The organism is Bradyrhizobium sp. BWC-3-1 (assembly GCF_032917965.1).
In the GTDB taxonomy this organism is placed as follows: Bacteria; Pseudomonadota; Alphaproteobacteria; order Rhizobiales; family Xanthobacteraceae; genus Bradyrhizobium; species Bradyrhizobium canariense_D.
This window is the reverse complement of sequence record NZ_CP136625.1, coordinates 100831-115782: the sequence shown is the minus strand read 5'-3', so window position 1 is coordinate 115782 and position 14952 is coordinate 100831. Positions and strand designations below refer to the sequence as shown.

Below are 14952 nucleotides of genomic sequence, written 5' to 3'. Positions count from 1 at the left end.
CACAGAGCGCCCGCACCGCACTGCGGCATTGCCGTGGGATGTGGAAGGCGAGGGCGCTAGCGCTTGCGCTCGGGGCCGCAGACAGTGCCCTGCTCGACCATCGCGTCGATCTCGGACCTGGAGTAGCCGAATTCGCCCAGGACCTCGGCGGCGTGCTCGCTGAATTTCGGCGGCAGGCGCCGCAGGCTCGGCTTGCTGCGGTCGAGCCGGATCGGCGACGCCACGCCTTTGTACCAATCCTTCTCGATAATATCGCCGCGCGCGATCGTGTGCGGGTTGGTCAATGCCTGGTCGATCTTCTGCACGGGGCCGGCGGGCAGGCCCGCGGCGAGCAGGCGATTGCACAGCGGCTCGGCCTCGTGCTGGCTGAACACGGCGGCAAGCTCGGCCCGCAGCGCCTCGCGATTGCCGATGCGATCCTTGTTGCGCGCAAAGCGCGGATCGGTGCCGAGCTCGGGCTTGCCGATCTCCTTGGCGAGCTTGCGGAAGGTGCCGTCATTGCCGACGCCGATGAAGATGTCGTCGGTCTTGGTCGGGAAGATCGCATAGGGCACGAGGTTGGGATGCTCGTTGCCGGTGAGCGACGGCGGCTTGCCATGCATGAAATAATTCGCGGTGTGCGGATGCATGATGGCGAGACCGGTCTCGTACAGCGTGGTCTCCAGGAACTGGCCCTGGCCCGAGCGCTGCCGCTCCGACAGCGCCATCAAGATGCCGATCGCCGCATAGAGGCCGGTGCCGATGTCGACCAGCGGCACGCCGATCCGCATCGGTCCGCTCTCGGGCGAGCCGGTCGCCGCGATCATGCCGGTCATGGCCTGGATGATGGCGTCATAGCCGGGATTGCCGCCGCGCGGGCCGTCGGCGCCGAAGCCGCAGATCCGGCAATGCACGAGGCGCGGAAATTTCTCGCGTAACACCTCGTTGCCGATGCCCCATTTCTCCAGCGTGCCCGGCTTGAAGTTCTCGATCAGGACGTCGGCGCTCTCCAGCATCTTGAGCAGCACGGTCCGGCCGCCCTCGGAGGCGAGGTCGAGGCCGATCGAGCGCTTGTTGCGGTTGATGCCGATGAAATAGGCCGCGTCTTCCTCGTGGAAGGGAGGGCCCCAGTCGCGTACCTCGTCGCCTGCGGGCGGCTCGACCTTGATCACGTCGGCGCCATGGTCGGCGAGGATCTGGGTGCAATAGGGGCCGCCGAGCACGCGCGTCAGATCGATGACGCGCAGGCCGCTCATTGCACCCATGGCAGCTCCAGAACTGGCGGCTTCAGTCATGCCTTCGCGTCCCCTGTGTCGATGTGATCACAGGCCTAACGAGGTTCGTCCGAGCCGGCAATGGCTTCGCGCGTAGGGCGTCATGCAGGCCGCTCGCCGCAATCCCGCGAGATGGCAAATAAAGGGAAGCGGCCGGCCCGGGGGTATCCCGGGCCAGCCGCTTCACCGAAACCGGTCAGACCACCGTCAGGCGGACGTCGACATTGCCGCGCGTCGCGTTGGAATACGGGCACACCTGGTGCGCCTTCTCGACCAGCGCCTCGGCTTCCGCGCGGGCGAGGCCTGGCAGCGAGACGGCAAGGTCGATGTCGAGACCGAAGCCGCCGGCCGCGCGCGGGCCGATGCCGACGGTCGAAGTCACGGAGGCGTCGGCCGGAACCTTGGGGCCGCCCTGCGAGGACACGAACTTCATCGCGCCGATGAAGCAGGCGGCATAGCCCGCAGCAAACAGCTGCTCGGGATTGTTGCCGGCGCCGCCTCCGCCGCCGAGCTCCTTCGGCGTGGTGAGCTTGACGTCGAGCGCGCCGTCGAGGGTCGCGGCATGGCCGTCGCGGCCGCCGGTGGCCTTTGCGCTGGTCTTGTAGAGGACGTTCACTGACATTTTTGTCTCCCTGTGTTTTCGGGGTGGGGGCGCCATCTTTATCGCAAGCAATTAGATTGCGCGCAATTGAAATTATAGCGTCTCACATTTAATTGTTCGCAATTGAATGTAGCGACGGCCGGCCCCAGAATGGAGCAAGTCCTGTGAGATTCTCGATGCCCCGGAAACATTCGGCAGCGGACGCGCCGCTGCGCCTCGACAACCAGATCTGCTTCGCGGTCTATTCCGCCGCGCATGCGTTCAACCGCGTCTACAAGCCGCTGCTGGACCGGCTCGGCCTGACCTATCCGCAATATCTGGTGATGCTGGTGCTGTGGGAGCGCGACGACGTGCCGGTCAAGAGCATCGGCGAAAAGCTGCACCTGGATTCGGGCACGCTGACACCGCTGCTCAAGCGGCTCGAGGCGGCCCACCTCGTCAAGCGCACGCGCTCGAGCGAGGACGAGCGTCAGGTGCTGATCGCGTTGACGCCGCAGGGCCAGGCCTTGAAGGACAAGGCGCGGGCCGTGCCGCAATCGATTCTGGCGGCATCGGACTGCTCGGTCTCGGAGCTTGTCGCGATGAAGGACGAGATTGTGGCGTTGCGCGATCGGTTGAATGCGGTGATCGGGGAGTAGGGTTAGAGGTGCGCTCTTAGGACAGCCGCTTCTTTGTGAAGGCTCGGCCGGAGTGAGACTTCAGGTAGGCTTCAAAAGCGAGCGCTTTGTGCTTGTCAGGGAAGGCGCAGTACCAGATCAGCTTCCAAGGCTTGAACTTGGCAGTGTGGGTGGATTTGCCAGCATTGTGCTCTGGAAACCGGCGCTTCAGATCTTCCGTAGCCCCAACGTATTCCTGCTCGGGAAATTCGATGCTGCGGAGGATGTAGACGTACCACATTGACGATTATCGCCCGGGCAGCCGCTGCGTGGGAGTCTCACCAGTCCACGCTTCGCCCTTCGAGCTCCGCGCGGCTGCGCCACGCGTAGCCCGAAGGGCGAAGCGTGGTGGAGCCAGGCGGGATCGAACCGCCGACCTCTTGCATGCCATGCAAGCGCTCTCCCAGCTGAGCTATGGCCCCTTAACCGTCCGACGCGCCTTGGGCGACGCGTCGGGAAAGACCCAGAACCACAGTTCTGGAATTATCTCAAGTCTCTTCGTCACCGCCGACATCACCAATGATGTCGGTGACGTCCTCATCGCCTTCTTCGTCGTCGGCGATAAAGGTCGAATCATCGTCGTCATCGTCCTCGATAGTTTCATCGACTTCGATGTCGTCCTCGGATTCGGGCACGACGGCCTTGACCTTGCCGGTGTTCTCCTCGGCATCGGCCTCCTCGAGCGAGACCTCCTCGACCTCCGCCGGCTCTGGCGTGGCGTCGGCGGCAGCGGCTGCGTGACGGGCTTCGGCACCGCGGGGTGCGCGAGCCGGCGCGATGGGCGCGATCGGCACGACTTCACCGGTATAGGGCGAGATCACCGGATTCTTGTTGAGGTCATAGAACTTTTTGCCCGTGGTCGGGCAAATACGTTTAGTTCCGAGTTCGGACTTGGCCACGGCAGAGGAATCCTGGAAATGTCTGAAAAGCGGTGCTTCACTTGGCTAGTTGGCGGCCCGCTGTCAATAGCGCATTGCGGGAGAACGACATGCCCGTGACGGCGGGGAGACCATGTGGTACCTGCCCCGCGAGTCCCGCAGGGACGTTTCGGGCCTACCCAAGGACACAAACTTGACCGATTCCGACAAGCCGACGCCGCTCCAGTCGCGCGCCAGCGGTCCCCTGACCGGGAAAGTAAGGGTGCCCGGAGACAAGTCGATCTCCCACCGTGCCCTCATCCTCGGCGCGCTCGCGGTCGGAGAGACGCGGATTTCGGGCCTCCTGGAGGGCGAGGACGTCCTTAACACCGCCAAATCCATGCAGGCGCTCGGCGCCAGGGTCGAGCGTACCGGAGATTTCGCCTGGAAGGTGAACGGCGTGGGTGTCGCAGGCTTCGCGGAGCCCAAAGCGCCGCTGGATTTCGGCAACTCCGGCACCGGCTGCCGGCTCGTCATGGGCGCCGTCGCCGGCTGTCCGATCTCCGCGGTTTTCGACGGCGATGCCTCACTGCGCAGCCGGCCCATGCGCCGGATCCTGGATCCCCTGGAAAAGATGGGCGCGAAGGTCGTCTCCGGCGGCGCGGGCGGCCGTCTGCCGCTGACCGTCCAGGGTGCGCGCGATCCGCTGCCGATCACCTACAAGACGCCTGTGGCCTCGGCCCAGATCAAATCCGCCGTGCTGCTCGCGGGCCTGGCCGCGCCGGGCGCCACGACCGTCATCGAGACCGAGGCCAGTCGCGACCACACCGAGCTGATGCTCAAGCATTTCGGCGCCGAGATCAGCTCGGTGCAAGAAGGTCAGCACGGCCGCCGTATCACGCTCGTGGGGCAGCCGGAACTGCATGGCGCCAATGTCGTCGTGCCCGCCGATCCCTCGTCGGCGGCGTTCCCCATCGTTGCTGCGCTGATCGTCGAAGGCTCCGAAATCGTCCTGCCCGACGTCATGACCAATCCGCTGCGGACGGGTCTTTTCACCACGCTGCGCGAAATGGGCGCCTCGATCGAGGAAAGCGAAGTTCGCGGCGACGCTGGCGAGCCGATGGCAAAGCTGCGGGTACGCGCCTCGAAATTGCGCGGTGTCGAGGTGCCGCCGGAGCGTGCACCGTCGATGATCGACGAATATCTGGTGCTGGCGGTGGCGGCCGCCTTTGCCGAGGGCACGACCATCATGCGCGGCCTCCAGGAGCTGCGCGTCAAGGAATCCGACCGTTTGGAGGCAACCGCCGCCATGCTCCGCGTCAACGGTGTCAAGGTCGAGGTCTCCGGCGACGATTTGATCGTCGAAGGCCGCGGCCACGTTCCTGGGGGCGGCGTCGTGGCCACCCACATGGATCATCGCATCGCGATGTCCGCGCTGGTGATGGGCTGCGCCTCCGATCAGCCGGTAACCGTCGATGACACCGCCTTCATCGCCACCAGTTTTCCGGATTTCATCCCGATGATGCGTTCGCTTGGGGCCGATTTTTCATGATCATTGCCATCGACGGGCCCGCGGCGTCGGGCAAGGGCACCCTCGGCAAGCGCCTTGCCCACCATTACGGCTACCGTCACCTTGATACCGGCGTGATCTATCGCGCGGTGGCCTATTCCCTGATGCAGTCCGGTCATGATCTCCGGGACGAGGCGGCGGCGGTCGCTGCGGCGCTGGAACTCGATCCCGAAAAGTTCGGCAATCCCGCGCTGAAGACCCAGAAGGCCGGCGAGGGCGCCTCGATCGTCTCGGCGATCCCCAAGGTGCGCGAGGCCCTCATCAACTTTCAGCGGCAATTCGCCGCCGATCCGCCCGGCGCCGTGCTCGATGGGCGCGATATTGGAACCGTGATCTGCCCCCATGCCGACGTGAAGATCTTCGTCGTCGCCGACCCCAAGGTCCGTGCCCGCCGCCGGACCATGGAGGCCAAGGCGCGGGGCGAGGAGGCCGACGAGGCGGCCGTGCTCGCCGACATCATCCAGCGCGACGAACGCGACAAGAACCGGGCGATCGCCCCCCTGAAGCCGGCCGCGGATGCTTACTTGCTAGATAACTCCCAACTGGATATAGAAGGCGGCGTCCGGGCCGCCATCGACATTATCGAGGCCGTCCGAGCGGGCCGGTCGCGGGGTTAAGCCGCTGCCGTCATTGGAGGAAGCGCCCGCTCCCGCTCTTTGAGGTCGATACTCTCGGTCCCTGCTTGGGGCCGACGCGATCCAGGCTCCGGACAAAAGATTTCCACGTATCGAACGCGCGGGCCTCAGCCGGCCCGCTTCCGCTGTTCCGCCCTCCAGGTCGGAGCAGCGAGCGGTCGCTCGAAGGTTCTGCGGACCTTCCGACACTGCGCGTACGAGGCGCCCAAGAACCCAACGGCCGGCACGACATCCGCAACTGGAGAACAAATGGCTTCGACTTCTGCTGATACCTATAGCCCGTCGCGCGACGATTTCGCCGCGATGCTCGACGAGTCCTTCGCAGGCGGCAACCTGCAGGAAAGCTCAGTCATCAAGGGCAAGGTTGTTGCAATCGAAAAGGACATGGCCGTCATCGACGTCGGCCTGAAGACGGAGGGCCGCGTTGCCCTGCGCGAATTTTCCGGCCCCGGCCGTGACAGCGAGCTCAAGGTCGGCGACGAGGTGGAAGTGTTCCTCGATCGGATCGAGAACGCCCTCGGCGAAGCCGTGCTGTCGCGCGACAAGGCGCGCCGCGAAGAGAGCTGGGGCAAGCTCGAGAAGGCCTTCCAGAACAACGAGAAGGTCAACGGCGTCATCTTCAACCAGGTCAAGGGCGGCTTCACCGTCGACCTCGACGGTGCCGTGGCCTTCCTGCCGCGTTCGCAGGTCGACATCCGTCCGATCCGCGACGTTGCGCCGCTGATGAACAACTCGCAGCCGTTCCAGATCCTCAAGATGGACCGTCGCCGCGGCAACATCGTCGTGTCCCGCCGCACGGTTCTCGAAGAGACCCGCGCCGAGCAGCGCCAGGAACTGGTGCAGAACCTCGAAGAGGGTCAGGTCATCGACGGCGTGGTCAAGAACATCACCGATTACGGTGCGTTCGTTGATCTCGGCGGCATCGACGGTCTGCTGCACGTCACCGATATCGCGTGGCGCCGCGTCAACCATCCGACCGAGGTGCTCTCGATCGGCCAGACCGTGAAGGTCAAGATCATCAAGATCAACCACGAGACGCACCGCATCTCGCTGGGCATGAAGCAGCTGTTGGACGATCCGTGGCAGGGCATCGAAGCCAAGTACCCGCTGGGTGCCCGCTTCACCGGTCGCGTCACCAACATCACCGACTACGGCGCGTTCGTCGAGCTCGAGCCGGGCATCGAAGGCCTGATCCACGTCTCCGAGATGTCGTGGACCAAGAAGAACATGCACCCCGGCAAGATCGTTTCGACCTCGCAGGAAGTCGAAGTGCAGGTGCTGGAAGTGGATTCCGTCAAGCGCCGCATCTCGCTCGGCCTCAAGCAGACCATGCGCAACCCGTGGGAGGTCTTCGTCGAAGGTCACCCGACCGGTTCGACGGTCGAGGGCGAGGTCAAGAACAAGACCGAATTCGGTTTGTTCCTGGGCCTCGAGGGCGACGTCGACGGCATGGTCCATCTCTCCGACCTCGACTGGAAGCAGCCGGGCGAGCAGGTGATCGACAACTACAAGAAGGGCGACATGGTGAAGGCCGTGGTGCTCGATGTGGACGTCGAGAAGGAGCGCATTTCTCTTGGAATCAAACAGCTTGAAGGCGACCCCTTCGCCGAGCCGGGCGATGTCAAGAAGGGCGCGGTCGTGACCTGCGAAGTGATCGAAGTGAAGGAGAGCGGCATCGAGGTGAAGATCACCGGTACCGACTTCACCACGTTCGTGAAGCGCTCGGAGCTCGCTCGTGACCGCAACGATCAGCGCGCCGAACGCTTCGCCGTCGGCGAGAAGGTCGATGCCCGCGTGATCCAGTTCGACAAGAAGGCCCGCAAGGTCCAGGTGTCGATCAAGGCGCTCGAAGTCGCCGAAGAGAAGGAAGCCATCGCGCAGTACGGCTCTTCCGATTCGGGAGCAACGCTCGGCGACATCCTCGGCACCGCGCTCAAGAACCGCGACACCAAGTAAGCGAAACGCAGGTTTCACTGCATCAAAGCCCCGGCGCGAGCCGGGGCTTTTTTGTAGTGAGGTCGTCGCCCGGATGGGGCGAAGTGAAATCCGGGAAAGCCTCTCCGTGAGGCGAGAACCCCGGGTTACGCTTGCGCTCCATCCGGGCTACGCGGCAGCCGGCCTTGTTTTCTTCTAATTGCGCCGCAATTGATGTATCCAGATAAGCCAATGGCGACGCTGCGACGGCACAACGCGCCTGGCCTTTCATTTGGAGATATTGAGATGTCACTCGATTCGGACATCATCGTCGATCGCCGCAGGATCCGCCGCAAGCTGACGTTCTGGCGCGTATTGGCCGCGCTGATCGCGATCGCGGCGATCGCAGGCTTCGCGCTGGTCGCGACGCCTGGTGCGCGCGGCACGTTCGCGTCCGCCGGCTCGATCGCGCGGGTCCAGATCGAGGGCCTGATCCGCAGCGATTCCGATCGGACCCAGGCGCTCGAGCGGCTGGAGAATTCGCAGGCCGCCGCCGTCATCGTTCACATCAATTCGCCGGGCGGCACCACCGCCGGCTCCGAGCAGCTCTATGATTCGCTTGTACGGTTGAAGGCAAAGAAGCCGCTCGTTGTCGTCGTCGAAGGCCTCGCCGCCTCCGGCGGCTACATCACCGCGATCGCCAGCGATCACATCATCGCCCAGCAGAGCTCGCTGGTCGGCTCGATCGGCGTGCTGTTCCAGTTTCCGAACGTCTCGGAGCTGTTGAAGACCGTCGGCGTCAAGGTCGAGGAGGTAAAGTCCACGCCGCTGAAGGCCGCGCCCAACGGTTTCGAGCCAACCAGCCCTGAGGCACGGGCGGCGCTCGATGCGTTGGTGAAGGATTCCTATGCCTGGTTCAAGGGATTGGTGAAGGAACGGCGTGGCATGGATGACACGCAGCTCGAGAAAGTGGTTGATGGCCGTGTCTTCACCGGACGCCAGGCCATCGATCTCAAGCTGATCGATCAGATCGGCGACGAGAAGACCGCCGTGACCTGGCTGGTCGAGCAGAAGGGCGTCAAGAAGGGGCTCTCCGTGCGCGATTACAAGCTGCAGCCGCGCTTCAGCGATCTGCCGTTCCTCAAGACGGCGGCCGCAGTAACGCTGGAAGCACTGGGTTTAGGCTCGATTGCGCATCAAATCGGACAAACCGGCGTCGCACAGGCGGTCGATCGGCTCGGAATGGATGGAATGCTCGCCTTGTGGCAGCCGGCGGCGTCGAACTGACCGGAACCGGGCGAGCTACAGAGGTTTTTCCCGTTCGGCGCGTGTAGGTCCAGCCCGCTTTTTCGGCATTTGTCACGTGTTTTCACGACGCTCAACCCTCATTTAGCGTCTTGACAGATCACGGTATTTTCACGGAAATGGTCGTCCGCACGCTCCCGGGTCCTATCTCTCGATGATCAAATCCGAACTTGTTCAGCGTATCGCCGAGCACAACCCGCATCTGTACCAGCGGGATGTCGAGAACATTGTGAATGCGATTCTCGAAGAGATCGTAGCGGCTCTCGCGCGCGGTGATCGCGTCGAGTTGCGCGGCTTCGGTGCCTTCTCGGTCAAGCATCGCCCTGCACGCGCAGGGCGCAATCCGCGCACCGGCGCCCATGTGCCTGTCGATCAGAAGAGCGTTCCGTTCTTCAAGACCGGCAAGGAAATGCGCGAACGGCTGAATCGCGACCATCCGGATCCAGGCGCGCCAGACTGAGGTCCACCTCAGGGTTTCCCGCGGTCGCGAGCGATGCGACCGCAAGCTTGATTCAAGGCGAGCGAGCCGAGATGCGAAAATTCCTGACCGCGCTGGTCGTGATTCCGCTGGGCCTGATCCTGATGGTGTTTGCCGTCGCCAACCGGCATTTCGTCACGGTCTCGTTCGATCCCTTCGTGTCCAATGACCCGTCATTCTCGGTCACGCTGCCGCTGTTCCTGCTCCTGATCGTGGTGGCTGCGCTCGGGGTGGTCGCGGGTGGTTGTGCCGTCTGGTTGGGCCAGCGGCACTGGCGGCGTGCGGCGCGCCGGCATGACGCGGATGCCCGGGCCGCGCGAGGCGAGCTGGCTGATCTGCGGGCCCAGTCTGCCGCAGCAAGGCCTGAGTCCCAGCGCCTCCCCGTTCCCTCCGGTGTGGGGCTTTACGGGCCCGTCGGGCGAGACAAGCAGCGCGCGACGTTGTAGAAGCGGCCGCAACCGAAAAGCCCGTTTTCCGGCCGCGGACCCGCGGCCCTCCATTTGCTTTGAGCCCATATCCGTCGAGAACATGTCCTTGCTCGTCAAAATCTGCGGCCTGTCCACGCCCGAGACGCTCGAAACGGCGCTCGAGGCGGGTGCCGACATGGTGGGCTTCGTGTTCTTCCCGCCGTCGCCGCGACATTTGTCGCTGGAAGCCGGCCGGGAGCTCGGCCGGCAGGTGAAGCGGCGCGCGCTCAAGGTCGCGCTCACCGTCGATGCCGACGATGCCACGCTCGACAACATCATGGACGCGCTGTCGCCGGACATTTTCCAGCTTCATGGCACGGAGAGCGTGGCCCGGCTGCGCGACATCAGGCAACGGGTCGGTCGTCCGGTGATGAAGGTCGTGCCGGTCGCAACGTCAGCCGATCTCGCCGTGCTGCCCGGTTACGCAGAGGTTGCCGAACGCATCCTGTTCGATGCGCGCGCACCGAAGGACGCAACGCGGCCAGGCGGCCTCGGCGCACCATTCGATTGGCATCTGCTCGGAAACCTGGAGCTCGCGTTGCCGTATATGGTCTCGGGCGGCCTCAGCGCCGACAACGTCGCCGAAGCCGTTCGCGTCACCCGGGCCGGTGGCGTCGACGTCTCCTCCGGTGTCGAGAGCGCCCCGGGCGTGAAGGACCCCGAGATGATCAAGGCCTTCATTCGCGCCGCGCGCGCAAGCCAAGATGCAAGTCAAGAGTTGAGCGTCCGATGAATGTTGCAAAACCCAATTCCTATCGCAGCGGCCCCGACGAGCGCGGCCATTTCGGCATTTTCGGCGGACGCTTCGTTGCCGAAACCCTGATGCCGCTGATCCTCGATCTGGAGAAAGCCTACACCGAGGCCAAGGTCGATCCGGCCTTCCAGATCGAGATGAACGGCTATCTCAAGAATTATGTCGGCCGGCCCTCGCCGCTCTATTTCGCCGAGCGTCTGACCGAGCATCTGGGCGGCGCGAAAATCTACCTCAAGCGCGAAGAGCTCAACCACACCGGCTCGCACAAGGTGAACAACGTGCTCGGCCAGATCATGCTGGCGCGACGCATGGGCAAGAAGCGCATCATCGCCGAGACCGGCGCCGGCCAGCACGGTGTCGCCACCGCGACGCTGTGCGCGCGCTTCGGCCTCGAATGCATCGTTTACATGGGCGCCGTCGACGTCGAGCGGCAGCAGCCCAACGTCATCCGCATGGAGATGTTGGGCGCAACGGTCATTCCAGTGCAGTCGGGCACGCGCACGCTGAAGGATGCCATGAACGAGGCGCTGCGCGACTGGGTCACCAACGTGCACAACACCTTCTACTGCATCGGCACGGTCGCGGGTCCGCATCCCTATCCGACGCTGGTCCGCGACTTCCAGTCGATCATCGGCAATGAGACCAAGGCGCAGATGCAGGAGATCGAAGGCCGCCTGCCGGACTCGCTGGTGGCCTGCATCGGCGGCGGCTCCAACGCGATGGGCCTTTTTCATCCGTTCCTCGACGATTCCACCGTCGAGATCTTCGGCGTCGAAGCTGCGGGCCACGGGCTGACGCAACTGCATGCGGCGTCGATCGCGGGCGGTCGTCCCGGCGTGCTGCACGGCAACCGCACCTATCTCCTGATGGACGCCGACGGCCAGGTCCAGGACGCGCATTCGATCTCCGCCGGGCTCGACTATCCCGGCATCGGCCCCGAGCACTCCTGGCTGCACGAGATCGGCCGCGTGAACTATCTCTCCGCGACCGACGACGAGGCGCTCGCAGCGTTCCAGGTGCTGTCAAAGCTGGAAGGCATCATCCCCGCGCTCGAACCGGCACATGCCATCGCCAAGGTGATGGAGCTCGCGCCGAAGCGGACCAAAGATCACCTGATGGTCGTCAACCTCTCCGGCCGCGGCGACAAGGACGTCCCGCAGGTCGGCGACATCCTGAGGGGCAAGAGCAAGTGACCACGCGTATCGACACCCGCTTCGCCGAGCTGAAGAAAGCCGGCCGCGCGGCCTTCGTCACTTTCGTGATGGCCGGCGATCCCGATCCGGCCACCTCGCTCGAGATCATCAAGGCGCTGCCGAAGGCGGGCGCCGATGTGATCGAGCTCGGTATGCCCTTCACCGATCCGATGGCCGACGGTCCGTCGATCCAGGCGGCAGGCCTGCGCGCGCTTAAGGCCGGCATGACGCTGAAGAAGACGCTCGATCTCGTGCGCGGCTTCCGCAAGGACGACAATGCCACGCCGATCGTGCTGATGGGCTACTACAACCCGATCTACATCTATGGCGTCGACAAGTTCTTAGGTGATGCGAAGAGTGCCGGCATCGACGGCCTCATCATCGTCGACCTGCCGCCGGAAGAGGACGACGAGCTCTGCCTGCCCGCGATGAAGGCCGGCCTCAATTTCATCCGCCTGGCGACGCCGACCACCGACGACAAGCGCCTGCCGGCCGTGCTCGCGAACACGTCAGGCTTTGTCTACTATGTCTCTATCGCCGGCATCACCGGTGCAGCGGAGGCGGACGCCAATGCCGTCGGCGACGCGGTCGCGCGCATCAAGCGGCATACCAAGCTCCCGATATGCGTCGGTTTCGGCATCCGCACGCCGGAGGCGGCGCGCGCCATTGCCGAAAAGGCCAATGGCTCGGTAGTCGGCACCGCGCTGGTCGATGCGCTCAAGAACAGCCTCGATGCGGAAGGGCGCGCGACGGCCAAAACCGTCAACGCCGTCGCCGAGCTGACGGCGGCACTGGCCCAGGGCGTCAAGGGCGCGCAACAGGCGGCGGAATAGGCCTTAATTCCGCTGCCAAGTCCGACGAGCAAGGCGGACGATACGGCGGCTTGCCGGGCCGGGTCCCGGCCGCCATATATCCCTTCAGGTGGTCCCCAGGCGGGATCGCACATCGGAGCAAACCATGAACTGGCTTACCAATGTGGTCCGGCCGAAGATCCGCAACATGCTGCGGCGGGAGACGCCGGAGAATCTGTGGATCAAGTGCCCGGATTCCGGACAGCTCGTGTTCTACAAGGACGTCGAGGCCAACCAGTTCGTCATCCCCGGCTCGAACTATCATATGCGCATGAATGCGGTGGCGCGTCTGAAGTCGATTTTCGACAATGAGACCTGGTACGACGTCGCGCTGCCTGACGTCACGCCCGATCCGCTCAAGTTCCGTGACGAGAAGAAGTACGTCGATCGCATCAAGGATGCCCGCGCGCGGACCAATCTGAACGACGCGATCAAGGTCGGCTACGGCAAGCTCGAAGGTGCCGCCGTCGTCGTCGCGGTGCAGGATTTCGACTTCATGGGCGGCTCGCTCGGCATGGCCGCGGGCGAAGCCATCGTGCGCGGGCTCGAGCTCGCGGTCGAGAAGAAGTCACCCTTCATCGTGTTCGCCGCCAGTGGTGGCGCGCGCATGCAGGAAGGCATCTTGTCGCTGATGCAGATGCCGCGCACCACGGTCGCGGTGCAGATGCTGCGTGAAGCAAAACAGCCCTACATCGTCGTGCTGACCAACCCGACCACCGGCGGCGTCACTGCGTCCTATGCGATGCTCGGCGACGTGCAGATTGCCGAGCCCGGTGCGCTGATCGGTTTTGCCGGCGCGCGCGTGATCGAGCAGACCATCCGCGAAAAACTCCCCGAGGGGTTTCAGCGCGCCGAATACCTCAAGGAGCACGGCATGATCGACATGGTCGTGCATCGCCACGAATTGCGCCCGACCCTGGCGCGGCTCTGCCGACTGTTGACCAGGGCACCTGCGCTTGAGGCCGCATCACAGCCGGTACAGCCGGTCGTCAGTCCGGCGCAGATCGTATCGGCTCCCGAAACGGCGCCGGCCGCGCCGCACGCGTGAACGCTTCCTCTGACAGCGCAAAGCCGCCGCTCGGCGAATTGATCGGGCGGCTGTCGGCCCTGCATCAGAAACGCATCGATCTCGGGCTGGAGCGGATGCACCGCCTGCTCGAGCGGCTCGGTCACCCCGAGCGCAAGCTGCCGCCGGTGATCCACATCGCCGGTACCAACGGCAAGGGCTCGACGCTCGCTTATCTGCGCGCGACGCTGGAGGCAGCTAACCTGCGCGTCCACGCTTACACTTCACCCTATCTCGTTCGCATCAACGAATGCTTCCGGCTCGGCCGCGTCGGGGGCGGCGTGCTGGTCGGCGACGACGAGTTGCGCGCGGCACTGGAAGAGGTCGAGCGTGTCAATGCCGGCGAGCCGGCCACCGTGTTCGAGCTCAAGACGGCGGCTGCATTTCATCTGTTCGCGCGGAACCCGGCCGATGTGGTTCTGCTGGAGGTCGGCCTTGGCGGCCGGCTTGATTCAACCAATGTGGTTGACGCGCCGGCGGCCTGCGTGATCACGCCTGTCAGCATGGACCACATGGATTTGCTCGGTGACACCTTGACGTCGATCGCGGGCGAAAAGGCTGGGATCATCAAGTGTGGCGTGCCCGTGGTTTGCGCCGAGCAGCCGGCTGAGGCGATGGCCGTGATCGAGGCGCAGGCCAGGCGCATGCGCGCGCCATTGTTTGCCGCGGGCGAGAGCTGGCATGTCAATGTCGAGAACGGGCGGCTGGTTTATTCCGATGAGCGCGGCTTGATGGATCTCACAGCGCCGCGCCTGTTCGGCCGGCACCAGTTCGACAATGCCGGTCTCGCCATCGCGACGTTGCGGGCCACCAACGCCTTCAAGATCAACCAGGCGGCGTTCGAGGCGGGGATCGTCGGTGCGGAATGGCCGGCGCGGATGCAGCGCATCGCTTCGGGCGAGCTGCTCGCTCTCGGCCCGCAGGGCTCGGAGATCTGGCTCGACGGCGGCCACAATGCGGAAGGCGGCCGCGTCGCGGCGGCCGCGCTCGGCGATCTCGAAGAGCGGGTGTCGCGGCCGCTGGTCGTGATCGCGGGCATGATGGCCAACAAGGACGCGAAAGGCTTTCTCGCCAATTTCGCCGGTCTGACCCGTCACATCATCGCGGTGCCGATTCCCGACACCGACAACGCGATGCCGGTCGACCGCCTTACGGATGCCGCGCGCAGCCTCGGCATGCGCGTCGAGCCCGCGCCCGGCGTGGAGGCCGCACTGCGCACCTTGGCGAAGCTCGCCTACGAAGTGCCGCCGCGCATTCTGATCACCGGCTCGCTCTATCTCGCCGGCCACGTGCTCGCCATCAACGGCACGCCTCCTGTATAGTCTTCGCTCCATCCGAGCTACGGGAAGACC

Annotated in this window: 16 protein-coding genes and 1 tRNA gene; 12 read left to right on the top strand and 5 right to left on the bottom strand. The window is 64.6% G+C overall.

Translation table 11 applies throughout. The features are described from left to right. Window positions 1-56 precede the first annotated feature (56 nt). Both RX329_RS00500 and RX329_RS00495 read right to left on the bottom strand, forming a co-directional pair. Window positions 57-1274 carry a CaiB/BaiF CoA transferase family protein gene (locus RX329_RS00500; protein ID WP_026233020.1) on the bottom strand — a complete coding sequence of 406 codons (1218 nt, stop codon included), beginning with the start codon at window positions 1272-1274 and terminating at the stop codon, window positions 57-59. A 175-nt stretch (window positions 1275-1449) separates the two neighbouring features. After that, on the bottom strand, window positions 1450-1875 hold the full coding sequence (locus RX329_RS00495) for an organic hydroperoxide resistance protein (protein WP_007598424.1): 426 nt from the start codon (window positions 1873-1875) through the stop codon (window positions 1450-1452). A gap of 155 nt (window positions 1876-2030) precedes the next feature. Between RX329_RS00495 and RX329_RS00490 the strand changes: the two genes are divergently transcribed. After that, window positions 2031-2492, top strand: a complete 462-nt coding sequence (locus tag RX329_RS00490) for a MarR family winged helix-turn-helix transcriptional regulator (protein ID WP_018455754.1) — start codon at window positions 2031-2033, stop codon at window positions 2490-2492. Between the two features lie 16 nt (window positions 2493-2508). Here the strand turns inward: RX329_RS00490 and RX329_RS00485 are convergent, their stop codons facing one another. The 3 genes from RX329_RS00485 to RX329_RS00475 form a co-directional block, all read right to left on the bottom strand. Continuing rightward, window positions 2509-2751, bottom strand: coding sequence for a GIY-YIG nuclease family protein (locus tag RX329_RS00485; RefSeq protein ID WP_018455755.1), 243 nt, complete (start codon window positions 2749-2751; stop codon window positions 2509-2511). Between the two features lie 105 nt (window positions 2752-2856). Beyond that, a tRNA-Ala gene (locus RX329_RS00480) sits at window positions 2857-2932 on the bottom strand. A gap of 66 nt (window positions 2933-2998) precedes the next feature. After that, window positions 2999-3409 carry a TIGR02300 family protein gene (locus tag RX329_RS00475; RefSeq protein WP_007598417.1) on the bottom strand — a complete coding sequence of 137 codons (411 nt, stop codon included), beginning with the start codon at window positions 3407-3409 and terminating at the stop codon, window positions 2999-3001. A 112-nt stretch (window positions 3410-3521) separates the two neighbouring features. Between RX329_RS00475 and aroA the strand changes: the two genes are divergently transcribed. The 11 genes from aroA to RX329_RS00420 all read left to right on the top strand — a co-directional run bounded on the left by aroA (window position 3522) and on the right by RX329_RS00420 (window position 14922). Next, entirely contained in the window at window positions 3522-4919 is a 1398-nt protein-coding gene (gene aroA, locus RX329_RS00470) for a 3-phosphoshikimate 1-carboxyvinyltransferase (RefSeq protein ID WP_143273913.1), read from the top strand. Further along, window positions 4916-5554 (top strand): (d)CMP kinase, encoded by a 639-nt coding sequence (cmk, locus tag RX329_RS00465; protein WP_085362031.1) that lies wholly within the window; start codon window positions 4916-4918, stop codon window positions 5552-5554. Before aroA ends, cmk begins: the two co-directional genes overlap by 4 nt. Before the next feature lie 267 nt (window positions 5555-5821). After that, window positions 5822-7528: a 30S ribosomal protein S1 gene (rpsA, locus tag RX329_RS00460; protein ID WP_027566167.1), complete on the top strand. Its 1707-nt coding sequence runs from the start codon at window positions 5822-5824 to the stop codon at window positions 7526-7528. 264 nt (window positions 7529-7792) lie between these two features. Then, complete coding sequence (gene sppA, locus RX329_RS00455; protein ID WP_018455760.1) at window positions 7793-8773, top strand: signal peptide peptidase SppA; 981 nt, start codon at window positions 7793-7795, stop codon at window positions 8771-8773. A 172-nt stretch (window positions 8774-8945) separates the two neighbouring features. Next, window positions 8946-9251 carry an integration host factor subunit beta gene (locus tag RX329_RS00450; RefSeq protein WP_007598410.1) on the top strand — a complete coding sequence of 102 codons (306 nt, stop codon included), beginning with the start codon at window positions 8946-8948 and terminating at the stop codon, window positions 9249-9251. Between the two features lie 71 nt (window positions 9252-9322). Next, entirely contained in the window at window positions 9323-9715 is a 393-nt protein-coding gene (locus RX329_RS00445; protein WP_085362052.1) for a lipopolysaccharide assembly protein LapA domain-containing protein, read from the top strand. Window positions 9716-9797: 82 nt separating this feature from the next. Further along, window positions 9798-10469: a phosphoribosylanthranilate isomerase gene (locus tag RX329_RS00440; RefSeq protein WP_085362030.1), complete on the top strand. Its 672-nt coding sequence runs from the start codon at window positions 9798-9800 to the stop codon at window positions 10467-10469. After that, window positions 10466-11683 (top strand): tryptophan synthase subunit beta, encoded by a 1218-nt coding sequence (gene trpB / locus RX329_RS00435; RefSeq protein ID WP_085362029.1) that lies wholly within the window; start codon window positions 10466-10468, stop codon window positions 11681-11683. Before RX329_RS00440 ends, trpB begins: the two co-directional genes overlap by 4 nt. After that, window positions 11680-12516, top strand: a complete 837-nt coding sequence (gene trpA / locus RX329_RS00430; protein WP_085349901.1) for a tryptophan synthase subunit alpha — start codon at window positions 11680-11682, stop codon at window positions 12514-12516. Before trpB ends, trpA begins: the two co-directional genes overlap by 4 nt. 124 nt (window positions 12517-12640) lie before the next feature. Next, a complete protein-coding gene (gene accD, locus RX329_RS00425) occupies window positions 12641-13582 on the top strand; it encodes an acetyl-CoA carboxylase, carboxyltransferase subunit beta (RefSeq protein ID WP_085362028.1) in 942 nt (313 codons plus the stop codon). Next, window positions 13579-14922 carry a bifunctional folylpolyglutamate synthase/dihydrofolate synthase gene (locus RX329_RS00420; RefSeq protein ID WP_085362027.1) on the top strand — a complete coding sequence of 448 codons (1344 nt, stop codon included), beginning with the start codon at window positions 13579-13581 and terminating at the stop codon, window positions 14920-14922. The genes accD and RX329_RS00420 overlap by 4 nt, the downstream gene beginning before the upstream one ends. The last annotated feature ends 30 nt before the right edge of the window (window positions 14923-14952 follow it).

Excerpts from the sequence above, each read along its gene's own strand:
- aroA (WP_143273913.1), top strand. The coding sequence starts at position 3,522 with ATGTGGTACCTGCCCCGCGAGTCCCGCAGGGACGTTTCGGGCCTACCC.
- sppA (WP_018455760.1), top strand. The coding sequence starts at position 7,793 with ATGTCACTCGATTCGGACATCATCGTCGATCGCCGCAGGATCCGCCGC.
- RX329_RS00500 (WP_026233020.1), bottom strand. The coding sequence starts at position 1,274 with ATGACTGAAGCCGCCAGTTCTGGAGCTGCCATGGGTGCAATGAGCGGC.
- accD (WP_085362028.1), top strand. The coding sequence starts at position 12,641 with ATGAACTGGCTTACCAATGTGGTCCGGCCGAAGATCCGCAACATGCTG.
- RX329_RS00490 (WP_018455754.1), top strand. The coding sequence starts at position 2,031 with ATGCCCCGGAAACATTCGGCAGCGGACGCGCCGCTGCGCCTCGACAAC.
- RX329_RS00485 (WP_018455755.1), bottom strand. The coding sequence starts at position 2,751 with ATGTGGTACGTCTACATCCTCCGCAGCATCGAATTTCCCGAGCAGGAA.
- rpsA (WP_027566167.1), top strand. The coding sequence starts at position 5,822 with ATGGCTTCGACTTCTGCTGATACCTATAGCCCGTCGCGCGACGATTTC.
- RX329_RS00495 (WP_007598424.1), bottom strand. The coding sequence starts at position 1,875 with ATGTCAGTGAACGTCCTCTACAAGACCAGCGCAAAGGCCACCGGCGGC.
- trpB (WP_085362029.1), top strand. The coding sequence starts at position 10,466 with ATGAATGTTGCAAAACCCAATTCCTATCGCAGCGGCCCCGACGAGCGC.
- RX329_RS00440 (WP_085362030.1), top strand. The coding sequence starts at position 9,798 with ATGTCCTTGCTCGTCAAAATCTGCGGCCTGTCCACGCCCGAGACGCTC.
- cmk (WP_085362031.1), top strand. The coding sequence starts at position 4,916 with ATGATCATTGCCATCGACGGGCCCGCGGCGTCGGGCAAGGGCACCCTC.
- RX329_RS00445 (WP_085362052.1), top strand. The coding sequence starts at position 9,323 with ATGCGAAAATTCCTGACCGCGCTGGTCGTGATTCCGCTGGGCCTGATC.
- RX329_RS00450 (WP_007598410.1), top strand. The coding sequence starts at position 8,946 with ATGATCAAATCCGAACTTGTTCAGCGTATCGCCGAGCACAACCCGCAT.